General features: G+C 69.0%; 2 protein-coding genes and 1 pseudogene. 1 reads left to right on the forward strand and 2 read right to left on the reverse strand.

What is annotated here, in order from left to right; genetic code table 11:
- Positions 1–2,068 (reverse strand): alpha-amylase family glycosyl hydrolase (locus tag RWX45_RS06715; protein WP_316022973.1); only part of this gene is annotated, 2,068 nt, incomplete at its 3' end.
- Positions 2,069–2,864: 796 nt separating this feature from the next.
- Positions 2,865–4,580, reverse strand: a complete 1,716-nt coding sequence (locus RWX45_RS06720; RefSeq protein WP_316022974.1) for an ABC transporter ATP-binding protein — start codon at positions 4,578–4,580, stop codon at positions 2,865–2,867.
- Between the two features lie 208 nt (positions 4,581–4,788).
- Between RWX45_RS06720 and RWX45_RS06725 the strand changes: the two are divergent.
- A pseudogene (locus RWX45_RS06725) lies at positions 4,789–5,003 on the forward strand (ATP-binding cassette domain-containing protein); the annotation flags it as partial.

A 5,003-nucleotide genomic window follows, 5' to 3' on the forward strand; every position in this document is an offset into this window, starting at 1 on the left:
CGGTGCCGTACAGCGGGGTGTAGGCGGCGCCCGGCGTCAGCGTGGTGAAGGTGACGGTCTGCTCCTCGGTGGCGTTGTTGAGGGCGACGAGGTGCTCGATCTTCTCCTCGCGGTCCACGCGGGCGAAGGCGTACACGCCGGCGCTGTCTTGGGAGTACAGCTCGATCTGGGAGCCGGTCGACAGGGCCGTGTGACTGGAGCGCAGCTCGGCCAGGGCGGCGATGTGCTGGTAGAGCGCGGAGCTGGTGTCGTAGCGGTCGACGGAGCCGGCGGTGGTGCCGTCCACGAGCTGCTCGCCGGCGTACTGGTCCACCTGGGTGGCGAACATGTCCTGGCGGGCATCCTTGTCTCCGCCGGAGCCGGCGAAGCCCTGCTCGTCGCCGTAGTAGATGACGGGCTGGCCGCGGGTGAGCAGCATGAGGGAGTGGGCCAGCTCGGAGCGGGCGAGCGTGTCCGCGCTCCCGCTGCCGCCGCCCAGCAGGTAGCCGATGCGGCCCATGTCGTGGTTGCCGAGGAAGGTGGGTTCGGCGTAGATGCTGGAGTGGTCGGTTGTGTAGTAGTCGTCGGTGGCGAAGAAGGTGCTCAGGTTCGTCGTCGGGCGGCCCTTGGCGAAGCCCTGAGCTGCGGCCTGGAACGCGAAGTCGAGGGTGGCGTCCATCCCGGTGCCGCGCACATACGGGCTGGTCTTGGTGGCGTCGGCGTCGTAGACCTCCCCGAAGGTGAAGAAGTCGGGGTTGGTGGCCTCGGCGTGGGCGTCGATGGCGGCGGTCCAGGCCTGCCAGAACTCGTAGTTGACGTGCTTGACGGTGTCGATGCGGAAGCCGTCCACACCGAAGTCCATCCAGGCGGTGTAGACCTCCTCGAAGGTCTGCTCCACGAGCGGGTTCTCCGTCATGAGGTCGTCCAGGCCCTGGAAGTCACCCATGGTGGTGGACTCCCCCGTCCAAGTGGAGTCGCCGCGGTTGTGGTAGAGAGTGACGTCGTTGAGGGCCTCGGGGATGACCTCGCCGTTGCGCACGGGCGTGTAGGGGAAGGAGGTGGCGGCGTCGAGAGTGGGGAAGCCGTCCTGACCGGCCAGGGCGGAGATGTCGACGACGTTGCCGTCGGCGTCGGTGTAGGGCACGTCCGCGGTCTCGACGTAGGAGTAGACGCCCTCCTCATAGCTGATGAGGTCGGCGGTGTGGTTGGTGATGATGTCCAGGTACAGCTTCATGCCGCGCTCGTGGAGGGCGTCGCGCAGCTGTGCCAGTGCTTCATTGCCGCCCAGGTGCGGGTCGATGGAGGTGAAGTCGGTGATCCAGTAGCCGTGGTAGCCGGCCGAGGCGTTCTCGCCGCTGCCCTGGACCGGCTGGTTGGTGAAGGAGGGGGTCAGCCAGATGGCGGTGGTGCCCAGGTCCTGGATGTAGTCCAGGTGGTCGATGAGGCCCTGGATGTCGCCGCCGTGGTAGTAGCCCTTGTCGGTGGGGTCCAGGCCGGTGATCTCGCTGCTGCCGGTCAGCCCGCCGGCGTCGTTGGAGGTGTCGCCGTTGGCGAAGCGGTCGGTGAGTACGAAGTAGAACTGCTCGTTGGTGCCCTGCCGAACCGGGTCGGCCACGAGGGCGGCGTCGGCGTCGGTGTAGTCACCGCTCAAGTCCGTGGAGGTCAGGCCGATGCGGTGGGTGTTCTGGTTCCAGGTGAAGGTGAGCTCGGCGTCGGCGGCGAGGGTGAGGGGGAGGTTGTCGGCCCCGCCGTCCTTGCCGTAGGAGGTGTCCCAGGAGTCGTTGAGGGCGACCTTGAGCTCGTAGGAGCCGGCGGGGACGGTGGCGGTGTACTCCCACTGGCCGTCGCCGTCGGCATCGGTCATGTCGGTGGCGTCGCAGGCGGGGTCCCAGTCGCTGCTGCAGCCGAGCTCGTCCTGGAGGGAGCCCACGAGGGCGACGGAGCCGGGGGCGGCTTCGTCGGCGACGGCGATGGCGGGCTGTGCGGCCAGGCCGAGGGCGCCGGTGGATAGGGCGAGAGCGGTGGCGGCGACAGCACCGAGGGCGCGGGAACGCTTGTGCCACCTGGCGTGCAAGGAATGCAAGCGCACGAGGACTCCTTCGTCTGGGCGAGCCCTGCCCGCGTCATAGCGGGCGGGAGGGGATCCGTCCAGGCCAGGCAAGACCGGACGGGGGCGCACCGAGACTACGACATGAAACCGCGACCTGCAACCTTTTCACGCCCCTTTCACGCCGAAACCGGCACTTGTAACGCACCGAGACCGGCACTTGTGACGTGCCGAGACCGGTCGAAACGGCTGAGGGCTACCTAAACTCGAGACACCGCAGACGCTCGGACCCCGACAAATCTCGGAGGCTCGACCCAGAGCCATCCGCCACATGATCCACACCTCCCACCATCCGGAAGACCCTGCGGACCCAAGCTCAGACTCAGACTCGAACTCGCGCTTGGGCTCCGAGAGATAGCCAAGAAGAGGATGAGTGCGGGTCCGCCCCGGCGTCATGAACACGTGTTTGTGCCAGACACACGAGTTTTGGAGTTCTGCACTGTCTAGATACCTGCATATCTCCAAAACTCGTGTACATGACGGAAAGTCGTGTCTATGACGGCAAGTCGTGTGCGTGACACCAAGCTCGCACGCGGCCACCGACGACGACGTCGAACGCGTCAACGCACGGCGCCATCCCCCGGCCACAGCCGCGGACGCGACCAACCCAACGACGGATGGACGTAGGCACCTCAGCACCGGCACGCACCCCGCACCACCCGCCACAACCACATCGACCGGTCTCGACACGTCATTAGTGCCGGTTTCGACACGTCATTAGTGCCGGTCTCAGCGTGTTATTAGTGCCGGTTTCGGTGAGGGGGAGCGATCAGGTCGATCAGTTGCTGACCCACGCGTTCCACAGGCGCGTGTACTCCCCGTCGGCGGCCACCAGCTGGGCGTGCGGCCCCAGCTCAACGATCCGCCCGTCGATGACCACCGCCACCCGGTCAGCGGCGGCAGCCGTGTCCAGACGGTGGGCAATCGCCACCACCGTGCGCCCGGCCAGGACGGCGTCGAGCGAGCGTTCGGCGGAACGGGCAGCACTCGGATCCAGCAGGCTGGTGGCCTCATCCAGCACGAGCGTGGCCGGGTCCATGAGCACAATACGGGCCAGGGCCACCTGCTGCGCCTGCCCGGGCGTCAGCTGGATGCCGCCCGCACCGACGAGGGTGTCGAGCCCATCGGACAGGGCAGCGACCCACTCCCCCGCTCCGACCACGTCCAGGGCGTGGGCGATCTCCGCATCCGTGGCGCCGGTGCGAGCCAGGCGGAGATTGTCGGCGAGCGTGCCGGAGAAGACGTGGTGCTCCTGCGTGACCAGGGCGACCTCGCGGTGCAGGGCCTCCTCGGTGAGCGCGGTCAGATCCGTGAGCTCCTCGCCGTCGCCCACGGTGACGCGCCCGCGCGTGGGCGGGTGGATGCCAGCAAGCATGCGGCCGAGCGTGGATTTACCCGATCCGGAGGGGCCAACCACGGCCAGGCGCTCCCCGGGGATGAGCTCGAGATCAACGTCGTGCAGCACGTCGTGTCCCGGCCGGTAGGCGTAGGACACGCCGCGCACCCGCGGCGGCAGGCCAGTGGCACGGCTGGACGTGGCGGCGCGGTCGGGGCGGACCAGCTCGACGCCGACAATGCGGGACATGGCCGCGCCGGCGGACTGCAGGGAGTCGATCCAGAAGGTCATATTGGAGACCGGCGTGCGCAGCTGCACGGCGTACAGCGCCACCGTGGTGATGGCACCGAGGCTGACGGCGCCGTGGCCGGCGAGCCAGGCACCCCAGGCGACGACGGCGATCACCGGTGCGAAGGAGCCCACCCCGAGGGCGGCGATGAGCACCATGCGCAGCCACAGGGTGTACTGCTCGGTGGACCAGACCTCAATCATGGCGCGGTCCAGAATGCGGTTGCGGCGCTGCCCGAGGGAGTGCGCATCCACGGTGGCGGCCTGGTCGGCCGTCTCGGCGACGGCGCCGTCGACCTCCGCCCACATGGCGTTCATGGCCCGGTAGGCGGGGACCGCGTGGCGCAGGTACCAGCGCGCCACCGGCAGGATCACCAACACGGGCACAACCAGCGCCGGGCTCAGCACCGGCGAGGTGACCACTGCCGCGCCCACGACCGTGGCCAGGGTGACCACGATGACGAGGATCTGGCTCACCCCGCGCTGGACCACATTGCGGATGGACTCCAGGTCGCGTCCCGTGCGTCCCAGCAGGTCACCGGTGCCGGCGGACTCGACGACGGACAGCGGCAGGTGCATGACCGAAGTGACCAGTCGTTCCCGCAGCTCGGCGAAGACCCGTTCCCCCAGGACGCGGGCCAGGTACTCCCCGCAGCCGGTCAGGGCCGCGTTGCCCAGAGCCAGAGCGATGACAAGTGCAATGAGTGCCGACAGGCGACCAGCCATCCCGGATGCTGCGCCGTCGGCCCCCGCGCCGGCGGTGACCAGGTCGACCATGGACCCCAGCACCCGCGGAATGCCGACGGCGGCCAGGGCGGCCAGTAACTGAATGACCGTGACGGCGGCGACGGCGGCCTTGTGCTCGGCCATGAGTTCGAGTGCACGACGGCGGACAACGGCTCCGTCCGCGACCGGCAGGCGGCGGCTCACTGTTCACATCCACGTTCGACGACGGCCCGGTAGGCGGCATTCTCGCCCAGTTCGCGGTGGGTACCGCGGGCAGCCTCGCGCACGCCCGCCGCCGGGGCGGCGCCGTCCGCCTTGCTGACACCCGGCCCAACGCGAACGCGCCGAGCAGGCGCTCGCCGTCGCCGTCGCCGCCGACGCCGTCGATTCCCTCGGCGGTCTGGACGGCCAACTCACCGAGAAGGCCCGCAACATCTCCGGCGGGCAGCGTCAGCGCGTCGCCCTGGCCCGCGCGATTGCCCGCCGCGCCCCCGTGCTCGTGCTCATCGAGCCCACGAGCGCCCTGGACTCCCACACCGAGGAGCTGGTGGCCGAGAGGTTGCAGGC

It is taken from the genome of Actinomyces sp. MRS3W, from assembly GCF_032465695.1.
Taxonomy (GTDB): Bacteria; Actinomycetota; Actinomycetes; order Actinomycetales; family Actinomycetaceae; genus Actinomyces.